Raw genomic sequence first — 15301 nt, forward strand, 5'->3', positions numbered from 1 at the left:
GCCGGCCCGTTCCCACAAAATCCGGTTCCAACGATGCCTGGAGCGCGGAACGCATCCTTGCCTTATTGCCTGCTTGCGGCGTCTGCGAGCCAGCTCCTTACGGCAATCACCGAGGTCGGATGACGTGGCTTGCGCGGCGAGACGACGTAAAAATCCGAGCCAATCGTCAGTTCGTTCGGAAACACACGGAGGAGGCGGCCAGACGCAATGTCATCCTCCACGAAGAACGTGCTCGTAAGCGCGAGACCTTGGCCAGCAATCGCGGCCTCGATCGCCAAGGACGTCTGATTGAATCTGATATTTTTGGAAATGGTCGGCAGATTGTCCGGAAACGCCAGTTCGAGAAATTGTGGCCAAGAATCGTGGGCGTCGTGAAGAAGCGGATAGCGCCCGAAATTGCCATCCTGGCCTGGCGGCCCAAGCTTCTCGACCAGCAGGGGGCTGGCGACGGCGACGAGCACGTTGTCGAAGAGAAGTTCCGCATTCAGCCCCGATCCGAAAGGAAGCCGGCCATAACGCACGGCGAGATCCACAGCATCCGTCTGGAAATTGGCAATGCGATCGGTGGCCAGGATGCGCAGATCGATGTTGGGGTGGACCGCGGTGAAATCCGGCAGACGAGGGATCAGCCATTTCGAGGCGAAGGTCGGCGTGACGCTGATGGTCAGGTGAAGTGGTTCCGGCTTCAGCGTCTCCGTTGCGTCGGCGATCAATTCGAAGGCGCGTCGGATGTTGGTGATGTAGCTCTGTCCCGCCTCGGTCAGCGCCAATGTTCGCGGGAGTCTGTCGAACAGCTTCAGGCCCAATTCCGCTTCTAGGCCGCGTATTTGTTGCGCAACGGCTCCCTGTGTCACCCCAATTTCCTCGGCGGCCAGCCGGAAGTTCAAGTGCCGGGTGACGACCTCGAAGACACGGAGGCCGTTCAGGGAGGGAAGACGCCGGATACCTTCTGCCATTCGATAGTTTTTCTACTGCTTGATGAGAGAGGAATTGGTTCGCGTAGCCGATGCCGGAATGATATCACGCTTTCCGTGTGTGACAGAAGATGGCAATCGGTGCCGATCTTTTTGAAGCAGGAGAGTTTGATGTCAGTAGAAAAGGTAGCGGTGATTACGGCAGGCGGCAGCGGGATGGGCGCCGCGGCGGCGAAGCGTCTTGCGGTGGATGGGTTCAAGGTCGCAATCCTGTCGTCGTCGGGAAAGGGCGAGGAACTTGCGAAGACCCTGGGCGGTCTCGGGGTGACCGGCTCGAACCAGTCCAATGACGATCTGCGCAGGCTCGTCGACCTTGCGATCTCGGCGTGGGGACGCATCGACGTGCTCGTGAACAGCGCCGGCCACGGTCCTCGGGCGCCACTCCTCGACATATCGGATGACGACTGGCACCGGGGCATGGAGGTCTATCTGCTGAACGTCATCCGCTCGACGCGGCTGGTCACGCCGCACATGCAGAAGCAGAAGGCTGGCTCCATCATCAACATTTCCACAGCCTGGGCTTTCGAGCCGAGCCCGATGTTCCCGACATCGGCCGTGTTCCGGGCCGGACTGGCATCGTTCACAAAATTGTTCGCCGAGACGTATGCGGCCGAGAATATCCGTATGAACAACATTCTTCCGGGCTGGATCGACAGTCTTCCGGCTACCGAGGAGCGCCGCGACAGTGTTCCGATGAAGCGGTATGGCACGAGCGAGGAAATCGCCGCGACCGTTGCCTTCCTCGCATCACCGGGGGCGGGATATATGACGGGACAGAACCTTCGGGTCGATGGTGGATTGACCCGCTCGGTGTGATGTCACGAGGATACTGCGGAGCGCGCCGTCCCATGGGCAGGCGTGCTCCAGCCCTCCGTACGTCATCGATCAGAAGCGGAAGACAGCTCCCAAGATCGGGCCGTGTTCGATCGTGTCATAAGTGAAGCCGTCGTTGCTGTAATTGACGCCGAGGGCACGATAGCCTGCAACTGCAGAGATTCGATCGTTGAATTTGTAGCCAATCGCTCCCAGCACGTCCCAGTCGAGATCGGCGCCGCCGGCGCCGATCATGGCGGAACCGGTCAAAAAGGCCTTGTCGGTCAGCAAGTAGTTGCCTCTGAAGCCGACAAGCCCATCCACCCAGTTTCCGGTGTCGCTGCGCGACAGGTTGCCGACAAGGCCACCGTTCAGGGCGATCGTGGTTTCGACATGCCAGTATCTGGCACCCCCAACCACATCAATGCGGGCCTTGGGATCCTCATAGACCGTGTAGCCGACGCCGAGCAGCGATGTGAACGTCACCGATTTGAGATTGACTTCGTCAGCGATGACGCCGCGTGGCGTGGCGGCATCCGTCGATATGCGCGCATAAATTATGTCGGTGAAAATGCTGAACCGGTCATAGCGAGCATCGCCGGCGGCCATGAAGGCAAAGTCGAGATCCTCCAAGATATCGCTGAAACTCTGATTTATGTCGACGGTCGGAAGGCCAAACACCTGGGTTTTGCCGTCGAGCCCCGCGACCCAGAAATAGGGTGCAAACGAAAACGTCCAGCCGTTCGGTTCCGAAGCCTGAGGCTGAGGCGCCGTGGCCGGCAAAAGATCTGCTGCATGCAACGGCGTGACAAATGCGAACGCGGCGGCAGCGCAAGCGATCAGCGAAATCCTGCTACTCATAGTGAACCTGTCCCCTCTCGCGTTCAGGTCACAAATGGCCCCGATTCACCGACCTGAACTTATATCGCAGATTGCACTAAGTTCTGTTCGCCGCAAAGTGCTTATATGTCGCTTCTCATATATCTAACGTCGGAAATCTCGGACACCGTTGCCAAGCCGCTTCAGCCTCGAGCGAAATCGGTGCATGTCAGTGCCGTACTGCTTCATCCGCGCCAGAATCTCTTCCGTTCCATCAGGTCATCCAGGGACGACTGTGCGGCGCTCAGCAATTTTTCGCGGTTGCCAACGGCGACCAACGATTCGGCGTCGGGATGCGAATCCAGTTCCAACTCGTGAACGACAGTCGGGGCCGTTGCCATATCGTTCAGCAGACCAAGTTCGTCCTGCAATTCCTCCATCGACTTGATGAACTTGGCGTACCTTCGCTCCGCCTGCTTGCTGGTAAACAATGAGATCAAGAACTCGCACGCGTATCTGAGCTTCTTCGCCGCCTTGCGCGCTCCGTGCCGGTGCTCGTCGTCAGCCTCGACGAGGGACTTGCCGCGCTTCTTCAACTTCTTGCGGTGACGGTCGAGAGTCTCGATCGCGAAATCGACCACCGGGCCGTTGCGGATCTCCGTGGTTTCCGACAACGTGAGATATTCCCCGCAACGGAGCCACTCGTTAACGTCGAGCATCAGGGCTTTGGCGCGCGAGCTGTAGAGGGCATTCAGCACATCGTCATAGGAGCTATCGCGGGCCTCAAGCAGCCGGCCCCGGACGTCGCTGCTTCCTGCCCTGGCAATCAAGACATCTATGTTGCGCGCCGTTCCGAGAACGCCGGTCAGCCATTTCAGCTCGTCCTTGAGCCGCCGCGATTCCGCATCAACCAGGATTGCCTTGTAGAGTGAGAAGGCAGACCGCAGCCGCCTCAGGGATACCCGGGCTTGATGAAGCGCCGACGGGTTTGCCCGGTCGAGGAGAATTGACTCGTTCAGACGGAATTGCCGGAGGCACGCTTCGGCAATGATCTGGAACGACGCGGACACTCGCAGCTCGCGATCGAGGTGCACTGCTTCGGCCTTGTACGCCGTCGTCTGCTCGCCGAGGAGACGGTAGCCTCTCTCTGCTTTTGAGGCGACACCGAAATGGATTGGGACAATCGCCTCGATTCTGCGGGCAAGCACAAACAGGGCGTTTGGCTTGCCATCCTTCAGCTCCAGTTCCAATTCCCGTATCTGCGTCTGGCGGTCGCCGGCGATGACAAAGCCCGTATCCAGCGCAACTTCTATTTTGCTTCCATCCTGATCGACGTTCCATCGATGCCGCTTTACGGATGTAGAGAACTGTGGGATGGGGGCGGTCGCGTCGATATCAAGCTCTGCCTTCAATGGCGTCGAATAATCGATCACGGGTGTGTTGCCGATGACCGGCGCTTCCCATTCGGAACGCGCGAAGATCGCATTGTTCGGGCCGGTCGCCTTTACCGTTTGGATGTGCGCTTCGCCGACACTGCGAATTCTTAGCGAATAACCGCCTTGCCATGCCTGGTGGTCGGGTGTGTCAAAATAAATCGAAGTCAGCGGCTCCACGGAGACTGGCTCGCCGAGCAAGCCGGATCCCAATAGTGTATCCGCGGCGTCGGCACTCAGCTCAAGCTTCAGTTCTGTTTCGGTTCCCAAATGGCGGTCTCCGCTCGGTCGCATGATGATCGATGGATGCAATTCCTTTGACGAGAGATAGAGCGGTGCCATCCGGACAAAACGCCTTGATGACAAAAAACTAGGGCAAGGGGAACTGCAAAATAATCCCACAGAAAAAACGGCCTTTGAACTCTGCCATGCTACAGTAGAGCCCGCAGGAACATTTCCAGACCAAGCAGAAACAGGCCAATGAGGAACCACGCTCGGAAACGGGCAGGATTTATTCTTGTGCGGATAGCTTGTCCGGCGATCATGCCGACAAGTGCAGGAACGACGGCGATTGCGGACATCATCAGGGCGCTCGCCTGGTATTCTCCATGCCAAGCAAGTCCGCAGGCAAGCGCAATCGTCGAGACGGTGAAGGACAGTCCGAGAGCCTGTATGAGATCGTCTCGGCATAGATTAAGCGATTGCAGATAGGGGACCGCTGGGACGACGAAGACGCCTGTTGCACCAGTGACCAGGCCCGTCACGAGGCCGATTGCCGGAGAAAGCCACCGCTCCTGCCATGCCGGGATGCTAAGCGGCCGGGCGACGAGAGTGTAGATCGCGTATAGCATGAGCACCGCACCGAGCGCGGCGGTTGGCCCCTTGCTGTGCCCGCCGGTTATGAAGGCGCTGCTAGCGATCGTAGCCACGGCAATCGCAGCCATCATTGGCCAGAGGCGTCGTGTCGCGGGAAAAACATTCGGTCCTGCCGCCAATTGCCAGATATTCGTGATCAGCGAGGGCACCACCAACAAAGCGGCTGCGGCAAGCGGCGAGACGAGTGCTCCCAACAGGCCCATCGCCACGGTTGGCAAGCCCATGCCCGTAATTCCCTTGACGACCCCGGCAGCAAGGAAGATCACGATGACGAGCGGGAGGGAGGCAAGTGTCGTTTCCATTGGTTGCGGATAGCAGAACGATCATCGCGCACAATGCGGATTGCCGGAACACAGACTTCGGCTGGTCCGAAGGCTGGCCTTAGTGTAATCCTTTAGAATGCGCTTTGACCTTACCGATCTTCGCCTCTTTCTCGCGGTTGCCGAGGCGGGCAACATCACGCGCGGCGCGGCGGAAGTCGGCTTGTCGCTTCCTGCGGCCAGTGAGCGTTTGCGGTCGATGGAAACAGTCTGCGGCGTCTTGCTCTTGGAGCGCGGACGCAGAGGCGTATCTCCGACACCGGCAGGAGAGGCCTTGGCCCATCACGCGCGGCTGATCGAACGTCAAATGGCGCATATGCGCGGTGAACTGAGCGAGCACGCAAAGGGACTGCGGGCGACAATCCAGGTTCTGGCCAACACTGCAGCGATCATGGAGTTTCTTCCGGCGCGGCTTGCGCCGTGGTTGGTCAAGCATTCCAATATCGATCTCGATCTTAAGGAGCGACAGAGTGCTGAAATCGCGCGGGCGATTGCGGCCGGGCACGCTGAAATCGGCATCTTCTCCGATGCCGTGGAAACAGGCGACCTGCACCTTCGCGATTTCGCCACGGACCGGCTGGTGGTCGTTGCGAGCAAACAGTGGCATCTTGCGGAACAGAAGAAAATCAACTTCCGCCAAGTCCTGGAGGAAGACTTTATCGGCCTCATGGACGGCGCGCTGCAAAGCCACGTAGAGGATCATGCCAGACGATTGGGCGCGAAGCTGAAGATGCGTGTCCGGGTAAGAAGCTTTGAAGGGATATGCCGTCTCGCTTCCAGCGGGGCCGGCATAGGCATTATTCCCGGCACGGCTGCAAAGCGATTTCGGAGATCATTGCCGCTATCGGAGGTGCGCATTGCCGACGCATGGGCCGTCCGGCGCCTGGTCTTATGCTGCCAGTCGCCGGATTGGTTGACGAGCCAAGCACGAGACCTCTTTGATCACCTGGCCGTCGATGTTTGATAAAACGTGTTTGTGGCCGGTGCGCGTTCACGAGCCGGATTCGCGAGCAGCTTTGTCGAGGGCAGCAAAATCCTCTCCATCCAGCGTGATGTTCGCAGCCGCAACGTTCTCCTCAAGGTGTTTCACCTTCGAGGTTCCGGGAATCGGCAACATTACAGGGCTGCGTTTCAGCACCCATGCAAGAGCGAGCTGGCTTGGCGTCGCATCATACTTCCTGGCCAACCTGTCGAGGATGGAGCCGGGGCGGGCAAGCTCGCCGGCCGCCAGCGGATACCATGGAATGAAACCGATGCCCGCGCGTTCGCAGTAGTCAAGAACGTCTTCGCTACCGCGATCGACGAGGTTGTAGCGGTTCTGGACGGTCGCGACAGGAAATACCTCGCGGGCTGCCTTTATGTCGTCGACAGAAACTTCGCTGAGGCCCGCATGGGCAATGACGCCTTGGTCAAGAAGCATCTTGACGGCATCGAACTGCTCGCCGGCGGGAACCCGCGGATCTATGCGGTGCAGCTGCCAAAGGTCAATCCGGTCGACACCGAGCTTCTTCAAACTGCCTTTCGCCCGCTCGATAAGATAGTCCGGCCGTCCGTTCGGCGTCCAGATATCCGGTCCCTTCCGAGTCAGGCCCGCCTTGGTCGCGATCAACAGTCCTTTGTAAGGATGCAACCCTTCCCGGATGAGTTCTTCGGAAACATCGGGGCCGTAGGAATCGGCCGTGTCTATGAAATTGACGCCGATCTCCGGCAGGCGACGCAAAGTTGCCAATGCCGCGGCCTTGTCTGCCGGCGGTCCCCAGATGCCGGCCCCCGTGATGCGCATGGCGCCGAAGCCGAGACGATTGACGGTGATATTGCCGATCGAAAATTGACCCGATGCGGCTGCTGAAATCGTGGAACTGTCGGGCACGGACCTTCTCCCGGTTGCCTGGTTTGGGGCTTGTTCGGGTGTTAAAGGTGGAGCGGGCAAGCAACAATGCAAGTCACTTTGCCCGCAATCTCGGCCGTTCGCGACACCTCCGGTGCCGCAGAGGTCAAGGGTGCTCAGGTCCGACCGAACGACCGGAAATGAGGCGCAGCCATGGCGGAAGGTGGAAAGCACACATCAGTAGGTACATGGTCGTCATGCCGTCCACCGGAAAGGCGTCCGGCATGGCGGAGCAGATCATCTCTGCTCCGCTGTTCGCCATCGTGACGATCGCCATGATGGCGAAGGTGGGCGCAGCGCCCAGGCATAGCCAGTCGGCGATGCTTGCTGCCGTGTCGGTCGGGGTCTCGATTGGCGCGCTGCGCTTCGTCTGGTCGTAGGAACGCATAAACGTCATCCCTGGCCATACTCGTCATGACGACGCCACCAGATGCCCTCCTCATTGCGGCCCCTGGGTGCCCGGTCGAGCAACTGATAGACACCCCAAATGCCGTCCAGCCCGCGGGCGTAGCTGGAGTAGGTGTGGTAGACAACGCCATCCTCAAGAACGAAAGCACTGAGGCCGGGCCGATCGCGCGTGTAGGTGGCAACGTCGGTTCCCGTCATCGAGGCGATCTGGGCGACGGGGCTCTCGGCGCCGCGCAGTTTCCATTCCTGCACGGTTTGACCTTCGAGTGGCACCCGGGCAGGTGGTTCACGGCGGTAGTTATACTCGATCCCGCCTTCGCGCTGCTGCTGTTCGCTGAACAAAACGCTGAAGTCGAGGTTGAAATCGCTGCCGAACGAGGAAGCCCAGTCGAATGTCCATCCCATCCGCTGCTTGAAAGCCTGCAGCTTCGGGAAGGGCGCGCGGGAGACGGCAGTGAAGGCCACGTCATGGTTTTCGAGATGAACGACGACGCCGTTATAGCCATCTGCGATCGAAGAGCAGGACGGGCATCCGGCGGTGTAGTCGGGGCCGAACATGAAGTGATAGATCAGCAGCTGCGAACGACCCTTGAAGAGGTCGACCAGCGAAGCGCTGCCGTTGGCGGTCTCGAACCGGTATTCCTTGTCGATCCGTACCCATGGCAGCTCCTGGCGGCGTTGTGCCAGCATGTCGCTGCGTCGCGTCAGTTCTTTTTCTTCACCCAGCAGGTCGAGCCGGGCCGCAAGCCATTCTTCACGTGAGCCTGTTTTATGCATCGTCATCCTACTTCTCCTTTTGCTGTCTGTTGCGTAGCATCGCCGCCGCGAGTGGCCGCTTTGCTGGTGGGGAAGAGACTAGGGCCAGAGCGGGAGAAGGTGGGAGTTACAAGTTTGACGGGATTTCAATGGACTCGATGATCGTCGCTGCGGCGAGGCTGCTCGCGACCGGCGATCTTCTCGGCGCCTTGAAAAGGGTTGCGCTGCGCAACGATGCGCCGGCGCTCGCGCTTCGTGGCATCGCAATGGCACAGCTCGGCGATCTCGTGAGGGCGAAAATTCTGCTGAAGGCGGCGGCGCGTTCGTTCGGATCAAGGGAACCGGTTCCACGAGCGCGCTGTGTCGTCGCCGAGGCGGAAATTGCCCTGGTCTCGCGTGATCTCACCTGGCCGGCCAAAACGCTCACCGCTGCGCGCGAGGTGCTCGAAGCGCATGGCGACCGATTGAACGCCGCCCACGCCCGACATCTCGAAGCAAGACGACTGCTCCTGGTCGGGCATCTCGACGAGGCCGAGCAGCTGCTTGCGGGCGTCGATCCGACACCGTTTCCACCTCCGCTGCGGACCACTCACGAACTGGTCGTTGGCGGGATTGCCATTCGCCGCCTTCGCACGGGTGCGGCGCGCGCGGCCCTGCAGCGGGCGGAAAATGCCGCGCGCGAGGCGGGAATTCCTGCTCTCGACGCCGAAATCGAAGGCATCTCCCAGGTTCTGAAAACGCCGGCAGCACGTTTGATCGGGCGAGGTGAGGAACGGTTCCTGCTGCTGGAGGAGGTGGAGGCGGTTCTAACGTCAGACGCACTCGTGATCGACGCATGCCGGTACGTTGTGCGCAAAGAGGACATGCTCGTTTCGCTGACGACGCGTCCGGTCCTGTTCGCGCTCGCGCGTGCGTTGGCGGAGAGTTGGCCGGGAGACGTATCGCGAAACACCCTTGTCTCCCGAGCCTTCGGGGCAAAGGAAGCCGATGAATCGCATCGCGCCAGGCTGCGCGTCGAAATCGGACGGTTGCGCGGCGAGCTTCATCGCATCGCGGATATCAATGCAACGAGGGACGGCTTTGTATTTGTGCCGCGTCACAGCCACGAAGTGCTTATCCTCGCGCCGCCCGTCGAGGAGCGGCACGGTGAGATTCTCGCATTTTTGGCCGATGGCGAGGCCTGGTCGAGCTCGGCACTGGCGATTGCCATTGGTGCGAGCCCTCGCACCGTGCAGCGGGCACTCGATACCTTGTCGGAAAAAGGCAAGGTGCAATCCTTCGGACGCGGACCGGCACGTCGATGGACGATCCCGTCGCTGCCGGGATTCCCGTCAACTTTGTTACTCCCAGGTCCTTTGCCCAACGACTAGGATAGGCGCATGAAACATTCCAAAGCTGAAATCCTTCGCGAATATGGTCCCTTTGCGGATGTGAACCAGGTGGGCGGCGTCACCTATGACGGGCGACATGTGTGGTTTGCATCCGGCGACAGGCTCAATGCCTTCGATCCCGATGCCGGTGAGCTGGTGCAAACGATCGACGTGGCGGCTCATGCAGGGACTGCCTTCGATGGACGCTACCTGTTTCAGATTGCCGAGGATCGCATCCAGAAGATCGATCCGAAAACCGGCGCGGTGCTCACGACGATCCCGGCACCGGCGAACGGCGGTGATTCCGGGCTCGCCTGGGCCGAAGGAACGCTCTGGGTTGGAGACTACCGCGGCCGAAAGATCCATCAGGTCGATCCGGAGACCGGCGCGGTTCTTCGCAGCATAGAGTCCAACCGGTTCGTGACCGGCGTGACCTGGGTGGATGGCGAACTCTGGCACGCGACTTGGGAAGGCGATGAGAGCGACATCAGGCGCCTGGAACCCAAGAGCGGGCGCGTGCTGGAACTCCTCGATATGCCGCCCGGCCTTACGGTGTCGGGGCTTGAATCCGATGGCGGTGATCGCCTGTTTTGCGGCGGTGGTAACAGCGGCAAAGTCCGGGCCGTTCGCCGGCCCCGGTAGTTCGTGCAGCCCGCGCCTGCTCGGTCGGGGCTTCACTCGACTCCTAGTCCAAGGTCCGGCGGAAGCGGCGGACGGCGATGAGCATGGCCACGCCCATCAGACAGGCGAGGGCGATGGTGTCATAAGCAAGCGTTTCGATACTGGCGCCCTTCAGCATGATCGCCCTGACGATGCGGATGTAGTGGGTGAGGGGCAGGGCCTCACCGATCCATTGCGCCCATTTCGGCATCCCGGCGAACGGGAACATGAAGCCAGACAACAGAATATTCGGCAGGAAGAACATCATCGCCATCTGCATAGCCTGCAGCTGATTGGCCGCGATCGTCGAGAAGGTGTAGCCGATCGAGAGATTGGTGATGACGAAAAGCGTGGTCGCGGCTGCCAGCGAAGCAGGATTGCCGAGAATTGGCACTCCGAAGACCAGCAGGCCGGCCGTGATGATCAGCAACGACTGGACAAGGCCGATCAGCACATAGGGCGTGATCTTGCCCAGCATGATTTCCAGCGGCTTGATCGGCATCGAAAGCAGGTTTTCCATCGTACCGCGTTCGACCTCCCGGGTAACCGAGAGGGCCGTGAAAATCAGCAATGTCATGGTCAGGATGGTACCAAGCAGGCCAGGCACGATGTTCAGGGTGGATGAACCGGCTGGGTTGTAGCGACGGTGCTGGACGATGGAAAAGGCGGGCTTGGTCGGCTCGGTGAACTCGACCTGCCGGTCGTTCACCAGCGCCGACGTCACGATGCCGGAAAGCGCACCTAAAGCTGAGCTTGACGCGACGGGATCGGTCGCATCGGCGGCGACCAGCAGTGAAGGCGTATCACCGCGGCGAAGCGAGCGTTCGAATCCCTCGGGAATCTCCACGACGAACAGCACCTTGCCGGATTCCAGAAGCCAATCCATGTCTTCGGCTCGGGTTACGACGGAACGGATCTCGAAGAAATCGGTGTTCGCAAGGGCCGCCAAAATCGACCGGCCGACATCGGTGTTTTCGCGCATCAGCACTGCGGTCGGCAGGTTGTGCGGCGTCGTGTTGATGGCAAAGCCAAATAGGAACAGCTGCATGATCGGCAAGGCAACCATCGTTGCCAGCGTTATGCGGTCGCGGGTCATCTGGATGAATTCCTTGATGGTCATCGCCCAGAAGCGCCCGAATGAGATGCCGTTGCCGTTCGTCGTTGTCATTGGAAATTGTCCTCGGAGCGGCGCATCAGGTCGATGAAGGCATCCTCCAGCGTCGCTTCGCCCTTTTGCCACTTGAGATCGGGCCGTTCCCGATAGGGCGCGATTGCATTTTCGAGCGCCTGTGGGTCCCGGCCGGCAACATGCAAGCTCGTCCCGAACGGGGCGATCATGTCGACGCCTGGCTGGTTCTCGAGTTCTGATTGAAGGCGGTGCACGTCCGTTCCCGAAACGGTCCAAGTGACGAGCCCGGTGCTGGCGATCACCTCGTCCACCGTTCCCTGCGCAAGCAATTTGCCATAGGCGATATAGGCGATCTCATGGCACCGCTCTGCCTCGTCCATGTAGTGGGTGGACACCAGGACCGAGAGGCCTTCGGCGGCAAGCGCGTGAATCTCATTCCAGAAGTCACGGCGCGCCTTGGGATCAACGCCTGCCGTAGGCTCGTCGAGGAGAAGCAATGCCGGTTCAGGTAGGATACAGGCGCCCAGCGCGAGCCGCTGCTTCCAGCCACCGGAGAGCTCTCCAGCAAGCTGCCCTTCGCGGCCCTTCAGGCCCAAACGTTCAATCGCAGCGGTGGCTTTGCCGCGAGCATCGGCAAGGCCGTAGACGCGGGCGACGAACTCGAGGTTCTCCCGGATCGAGAGATCCTGGTAGAGCGAAAATTTCTGCGTCATGTAGCCGACGCGGCGGCGGATGCGGTCGCTCTCGGTGAGGATGTCGAAGCCAAGGCACGTGCCGTCACCGCTATCTGGCGTCAGCAGGCCGCAAAGCATGCGGATCGTCGTCGTCTTGCCGGAACCATTCGGTCCGAGAAAGCCGTGAATCCGGCCCTTTTTTACCGACATCGATACGTCGTCGACGACCTTTCGGCTGCCGAAAGTCTTGGTGAGATGATGGACATCGATCACAGTCTCAGGACTGTCGACGGCCGGTGCCGTGTCGCTCATGGGCGGACTCCCGCAGTGACATCCACCGGCTGGCCGGGGCGCAGTGCCTTTGCATCGGCGGGGATCGCCTCGACGCGGTAGACGAGTTTGGCGCGCTCCTCGAGACTGTAGATGACCGGCGGCGTATATTCGACGGTCTTTGAGATGAAGCTGATCTTCGCATCTGTTGGCTGGCAAGCATTGCATGTGACCCGGATCGATTGATCCAGCGAGAACAGCGCGATCTCGGTCTCGGGCACGAAGAAGCGAATGCGGATGTTCTCGGGCGGCAGGAGCGCGACGATCGGCCGGCCGGCAGGGACAACCTCGCCAGCGCGGTAATAGATGGTCTCGATACTGCCTGTTGCCGGAGCCGAGACGAAACGGCGGGCGAGCGCGGCTTCTGCTGAGGCGAGATCCGCTTTCGCCGCGGCAACGGCCTGCCGCGCCTGGCGCAGCATCTCGACGCGGGCAGGCATGTTGCCAAGCGTAATTTGGCTGCGGACATTATCGAGGGAGGCACGATTGGCAGCCTCGGTGGCCGTTGCGGTATCGAGACGGGCCTGTGTCGCCGTACCACGTCCGACCAGAGCGCGGGTGCGGTCGAGGTCCTGCGACGCAAGCGCCAGCCGTGCGACTGCCTCGCGTTCGCTGGCGCGCAGCATGTCCATTTCCTCCGGCCGTTTCTGGGCGGCCTCGGCGAGTTCGAGTTCGGCTTGCAGTCGGGCCAGCGACGCGCGTGCCGAGCCAACAGCGGCCTCCTCGGTTTGAGCATCCAGGCTGAAGAGCGGTTCGCCGGGAGCAATGCCCTGGCCCTCGGCGACGTCGAGCTTGACCACGCGACCGCTCGTGTCGGCGCCAATGAACAGCGTGTCGGCCTCAACCCAGCCTTGGTAGGCGCGTTGCGACTTGTCGGAGAACAGAAGAGGCAGGGTGGCGAGCGCCGCAGCGGCCACGATCGCGACAATAAGGAGCCGTTTCATTTCGCGCCTCCTTCCGGCACGAAGAGTGTGTTGAGGAACGTATCGAAAAGTTTCTGCGCGTCGAGGTGCTCGTACCCCTCAAAAAGCGTTGCCCAAACGACCGTCATCAAGGCGGGAGCCATGACCAGTTGCGGCACTTCTGCGACTGCAGGATTGCGCAATTCACCGCGAGCTGCAGCGCGCCCAAGCACGACGCGCAGGATCGCGAGACCCTTGGTGATGATTTCGCGATGGTAGAACTCGGTTACGACAGGAAACATCGGGCCTTCGGCGAGGATCAGCCGCAGCATGTGGCGACGCTCGGTCTCGAGGACTTCGCGCTTGAAGAGGGAATAGAACATGGAGACCACGGTGCGCGCCGGGATCGTCTCGTTCTGGATCATGCCGCCGACCTCGCCGAGGATCGGTGAGGCGATGCCGGACACAAGCTCGATAAACAGCCGCTCCTTGTCGGGGAAGTGCAGGTAGACCGTACCCTTGGCGATGCCGGCCCGCGCAGCGACATCCTCCATGCGTGTTGCTGCGAACCCGCGTTCTGCAAAACAGGCAAGGGCGGCCTTCAGGATCTCGGCCCGACGTAGCTCAGGGTCTCGTCTCTCGCGTTTTTTCTCTGGCATTCGTTCTTAGCCTTCAATATGACTGACTGGACAGTCATTAACACAATGGGCTGCTGTTTGCAACGGTTGTCCGACGGAGCGCATCTGCTCGCAGTCTCGAAACCAGAAGGAACAGGATATGGAAAAGTCCCCGAGACGCCGACTTCAGCGATTGCCGATCGGTTGGCTAGGAGGGGTGTCGCACGGATAGGGCGCAGCGCGGTATTCGAGCGGAAACGATATCGACTCAATCCAAAGGAGGTGTTTAGAGGCGTATGAAGAGAAATAATTAACCTATACGCGAATTTGGGGGAACGTTAGGGGGTTCGAATGTTTTTATAGGTCTAGATCGGCAGATGGACACCCACTCTTGGTTGCTTAACCGCCGAGCATGAAGTGCGCGCTTCATTTCTTCTTTGCCGAAGCATTGGGCCTCGGCTGGAGACAATGGAGGATGACAATGCAGTGCTATAAATCGGCCGTTGCCGCGGTGGCGCTTGGCTGCGCGGCCATTATCGTTCCGATGCAGGCAGACGCCTTGGATATCGGCGGCAACAATGGAGTCAGTATCGGCAGTAATAGCAATGGGGGCCTCGGCGTGTCCGTCGGGGGTGCAAGTGGCATCAACGCCAACAACGGCGGCAGATCCAGCGGTGGACTTGGCGTCGATGCTTCGGTGGGCGGGGCCAGTGGCATCAATAGCAATACATCTGTCGGCGGGAGCAGCAGCAGGATCGGTGTCAGTACGACGGCCAGTGTTGGCGGCTCCGGCGGCATCAATGCTGATGTCAACGCGAATGTCGGCGGCTCCAGGCTTGCGACCGCCAACGCGACGGTAGGGGCGGGCGGAAATACGCTGCTCGATGCCAGGCTTGGGGTGCCTTCGGTAAATGATCCCAATTCAGTCGGGTCCGGCGGTCCTGGCGGTTCCGTTGGCGCGAATGGAGCGAGCGGTTTCGGCAGTTCATCGCCTACCAAGCCGGCGTTGATGGCTATCAACGACATGTCGGCCATGGATCGGGCGAAAGCAAAGCTCCGTTGCAAGGACGTGCTACGCTCGGGCGGATATGAGGCGAGCCTCACGAAACTCTGCAAGATGGTCGTGTCGATGCCTTAGCGGAATGGCACAGGATTTCAGTGGGAGGGCGCGAAGCGGCGCCCTCTTCCGTCCGAGGACCATTGCCTCGATAAACCCGGCGAGCGTTGCCCCGGCGTCGCCGCAGAGGCGGCCCTTGCGCTGTCGTGGTAGCCGTTTCCTCCCTAAGTTGCCAAATGCGCGCAAATGTCAGAAGTTTGCGAATGCAAGGGAAT

At 60.3% G+C, this 15301-nt stretch carries 16 protein-coding genes; 5 read left to right on the forward strand and 11 right to left on the reverse strand.

The genetic code is table 11. The features are described from left to right. Positions 1–62: 62 nt before the first annotated feature. Positions 63–956, reverse strand: coding sequence for a LysR substrate-binding domain-containing protein (locus tag FHT77_RS13360; protein ID WP_183755482.1), 894 nt, complete (start codon positions 954–956; stop codon positions 63–65). Between the two features lie 129 nt (positions 957–1085). On the opposite strand from FHT77_RS13360, the gene FHT77_RS13365 reads away from it, so the two are divergent. Beyond that, positions 1086–1790: an SDR family oxidoreductase gene (locus FHT77_RS13365; protein WP_183755483.1), complete on the forward strand. Its 705-nt coding sequence runs from the start codon at positions 1086–1088 to the stop codon at positions 1788–1790. Between the two features lie 69 nt (positions 1791–1859). Here FHT77_RS13365 and FHT77_RS13370 read toward each other — a convergent pair whose 3' ends face one another. From FHT77_RS13370 to FHT77_RS13380, 3 genes are all read right to left on the reverse strand, one after another. Further along, the gene (locus FHT77_RS13370) at positions 1860–2648 is read right to left on the reverse strand and encodes a DUF481 domain-containing protein (protein WP_183755484.1); all 789 of its coding nucleotides are present in this window, start codon (positions 2646–2648) and stop codon (positions 1860–1862) included. Between the two features lie 203 nt (positions 2649–2851). Beyond that, positions 2852–4309 (reverse strand): CHAD domain-containing protein, encoded by a 1458-nt coding sequence (locus FHT77_RS13375; protein ID WP_183755485.1) that lies wholly within the window; start codon positions 4307–4309, stop codon positions 2852–2854. Between the two features lie 161 nt (positions 4310–4470). Next, positions 4471–5217 carry a sulfite exporter TauE/SafE family protein gene (locus FHT77_RS13380; protein WP_183755486.1) on the reverse strand — a complete coding sequence of 249 codons (747 nt, stop codon included), beginning with the start codon at positions 5215–5217 and terminating at the stop codon, positions 4471–4473. Between the two features lie 97 nt (positions 5218–5314). On the opposite strand from FHT77_RS13380, the gene FHT77_RS13385 reads away from it, so the two are divergent. Further along, positions 5315–6199, forward strand: coding sequence for a LysR family transcriptional regulator (locus FHT77_RS13385; protein WP_183755487.1), 885 nt, complete (start codon positions 5315–5317; stop codon positions 6197–6199). 27 nt (positions 6200–6226) lie between these two features. On the opposite strand, the gene FHT77_RS13390 is transcribed toward FHT77_RS13385, so the two are convergent. The 3 genes from FHT77_RS13390 to FHT77_RS13400 form a co-directional block, all read right to left on the reverse strand. Further along, positions 6227–7105: an aldo/keto reductase gene (locus FHT77_RS13390; RefSeq protein WP_183755488.1), complete on the reverse strand. Its 879-nt coding sequence runs from the start codon at positions 7103–7105 to the stop codon at positions 6227–6229. A 124-nt stretch (positions 7106–7229) separates the two neighbouring features. Further along, positions 7230–7511 carry a hypothetical protein gene (locus tag FHT77_RS13395; protein WP_183755489.1) on the reverse strand — a complete coding sequence of 94 codons (282 nt, stop codon included), beginning with the start codon at positions 7509–7511 and terminating at the stop codon, positions 7230–7232. Positions 7512–7516: 5 nt separating this feature from the next. After that, entirely contained in the window at positions 7517–8314 is a 798-nt protein-coding gene (locus FHT77_RS13400) for a thioredoxin family protein (protein ID WP_183755490.1), read from the reverse strand. A 122-nt stretch (positions 8315–8436) separates the two neighbouring features. Here FHT77_RS13400 and FHT77_RS13405 point away from each other — a divergent pair, with 122 nt between their 5' ends. Both FHT77_RS13405 and FHT77_RS13410 read left to right on the forward strand, forming a co-directional pair. Further along, a complete protein-coding gene (locus tag FHT77_RS13405; protein ID WP_183755491.1) occupies positions 8437–9657 on the forward strand; it encodes a helix-turn-helix domain-containing protein in 1221 nt (406 codons plus the stop codon). A gap of 9 nt (positions 9658–9666) precedes the next feature. Further along, positions 9667–10299, forward strand: coding sequence for a PQQ-binding-like beta-propeller repeat protein (locus FHT77_RS13410; RefSeq protein ID WP_183755492.1), 633 nt, complete (start codon positions 9667–9669; stop codon positions 10297–10299). Positions 10300–10342: 43 nt separating this feature from the next. Here FHT77_RS13410 and FHT77_RS13415 read toward each other — a convergent pair whose 3' ends face one another. Genes FHT77_RS13415 through FHT77_RS13430 form a run of 4 tightly spaced genes read right to left on the reverse strand, consistent with a single transcriptional unit; the run spans position 10343 to position 14011 of the window. Continuing rightward, positions 10343–11485 (reverse strand): ABC transporter permease, encoded by a 1143-nt coding sequence (locus FHT77_RS13415; protein ID WP_183755493.1) that lies wholly within the window; start codon positions 11483–11485, stop codon positions 10343–10345. Further along, complete coding sequence (locus FHT77_RS13420; protein WP_183755494.1) at positions 11482–12432, reverse strand: ABC transporter ATP-binding protein; 951 nt, start codon at positions 12430–12432, stop codon at positions 11482–11484. The genes FHT77_RS13415 and FHT77_RS13420 overlap by 4 nt, the downstream gene beginning before the upstream one ends. Further along, entirely contained in the window at positions 12429–13394 is a 966-nt protein-coding gene (locus FHT77_RS13425) for an HlyD family secretion protein (protein WP_183755495.1), read from the reverse strand. Before FHT77_RS13425 ends, FHT77_RS13420 begins: the two co-directional genes overlap by 4 nt. Beyond that, positions 13391–14011: a TetR/AcrR family transcriptional regulator gene (locus FHT77_RS13430; RefSeq protein WP_183755496.1), complete on the reverse strand. Its 621-nt coding sequence runs from the start codon at positions 14009–14011 to the stop codon at positions 13391–13393. Before FHT77_RS13430 ends, FHT77_RS13425 begins: the two co-directional genes overlap by 4 nt. Positions 14012–14450: 439 nt before the next feature. Between FHT77_RS13430 and FHT77_RS13435 the strand changes: the two genes are divergently transcribed. Continuing rightward, positions 14451–15107 (forward strand): hypothetical protein, encoded by a 657-nt coding sequence (locus FHT77_RS13435; RefSeq protein WP_183755497.1) that lies wholly within the window; start codon positions 14451–14453, stop codon positions 15105–15107. The last annotated feature ends 194 nt before the right edge of the window (positions 15108–15301 follow it).

This window comes from Rhizobium sp. BK181, from assembly GCF_014193305.1.
GTDB lineage: Bacteria > Pseudomonadota > Alphaproteobacteria > Rhizobiales > Rhizobiaceae > Rhizobium.

Excerpts from the sequence above, each read along its gene's own strand:
- FHT77_RS13430 (WP_183755496.1), bottom strand. The coding sequence starts at position 14,011 with ATGCCAGAGAAAAAACGCGAGAGACGAGACCCTGAGCTACGTCGGGCC.
- FHT77_RS13425 (WP_183755495.1), bottom strand. The coding sequence starts at position 13,394 with ATGAAACGGCTCCTTATTGTCGCGATCGTGGCCGCTGCGGCGCTCGCC.
- FHT77_RS13415 (WP_183755493.1), bottom strand. The coding sequence starts at position 11,485 with ATGACAACGACGAACGGCAACGGCATCTCATTCGGGCGCTTCTGGGCG.
- FHT77_RS13420 (WP_183755494.1), bottom strand. The coding sequence starts at position 12,432 with ATGAGCGACACGGCACCGGCCGTCGACAGTCCTGAGACTGTGATCGAT.
- FHT77_RS13410 (WP_183755492.1), top strand. The coding sequence starts at position 9,667 with ATGAAACATTCCAAAGCTGAAATCCTTCGCGAATATGGTCCCTTTGCG.
- FHT77_RS13405 (WP_183755491.1), top strand. The coding sequence starts at position 8,437 with ATGGACTCGATGATCGTCGCTGCGGCGAGGCTGCTCGCGACCGGCGAT.
- FHT77_RS13365 (WP_183755483.1), top strand. The coding sequence starts at position 1,086 with ATGTCAGTAGAAAAGGTAGCGGTGATTACGGCAGGCGGCAGCGGGATG.
- FHT77_RS13380 (WP_183755486.1), bottom strand. The coding sequence starts at position 5,217 with ATGGAAACGACACTTGCCTCCCTCCCGCTCGTCATCGTGATCTTCCTT.
- FHT77_RS13395 (WP_183755489.1), bottom strand. The coding sequence starts at position 7,511 with ATGCGTTCCTACGACCAGACGAAGCGCAGCGCGCCAATCGAGACCCCG.
- FHT77_RS13400 (WP_183755490.1), bottom strand. The coding sequence starts at position 8,314 with ATGACGATGCATAAAACAGGCTCACGTGAAGAATGGCTTGCGGCCCGG.
- FHT77_RS13370 (WP_183755484.1), bottom strand. The coding sequence starts at position 2,648 with ATGAGTAGCAGGATTTCGCTGATCGCTTGCGCTGCCGCCGCGTTCGCA.
- FHT77_RS13435 (WP_183755497.1), top strand. The coding sequence starts at position 14,451 with ATGCAGTGCTATAAATCGGCCGTTGCCGCGGTGGCGCTTGGCTGCGCG.
- FHT77_RS13385 (WP_183755487.1), top strand. The coding sequence starts at position 5,315 with ATGCGCTTTGACCTTACCGATCTTCGCCTCTTTCTCGCGGTTGCCGAG.
- FHT77_RS13360 (WP_183755482.1), bottom strand. The coding sequence starts at position 956 with ATGGCAGAAGGTATCCGGCGTCTTCCCTCCCTGAACGGCCTCCGTGTC.